Source organism: Rhodococcus sp. HM1 (genome assembly GCF_023218075.1).
In the GTDB taxonomy this organism is placed as follows: domain Bacteria; phylum Actinomycetota; class Actinomycetes; order Mycobacteriales; family Mycobacteriaceae; genus Rhodococcus.
In genome coordinates this window covers 1-396 of the sequence record NZ_JALPTB010000231.1, presented here as the reverse complement: position 1 = coordinate 396, position 396 = coordinate 1, and the positions used below count along the sequence as shown (strand labels likewise).

Annotated in this window: 1 protein-coding gene; it reads left to right on the top strand. The window is 72.5% G+C overall.

Going from position 1 to position 396, the window contains the following annotated elements:
• Positions 1-14: 14 nt before the first annotated feature.
• A partial coding sequence (locus tag M1M07_RS32555; protein ID WP_248676812.1) for a hypothetical protein occupies positions 15-396 on the top strand: 382 nt, incomplete at its 3' end.

The following is a 396-nucleotide window of genomic DNA, read 5'->3' as shown; positions in this document are numbered from 1 at the left end:
GCGTTCCCCCGTTCGTGGACAACGCCGCGTCGAACCAGCGCGGCGACGCGCGCTACGCCACGCTGGAGACGAACGCGGGCGTGCGCGTGCTGTCGGGCTTCCTCACCATCTGGAAGCCGTCCACGCTGGTGGTGGACGCCGGCGTGAGCGCCGCTGCGACCGGTGCCTTCCCGGCCGTGACGCCATCCACCTGGACGGGCATCCCGGGCGACGCGACCGACGGCACCGTGCTCAATGCCCAGGTGCATGCACGCAACATCCAGTACGTGGTGGATGCCACAGCCCGCCGCACCTCGGCGCAGGAACTGCAGGCCTACCTGGACGATCGCCGCGGCAAGGGCTACAGCGTGAGCGACGGCATGGGCCCGCTGACGGCCGCGTGGCGCGCCGCGGCCC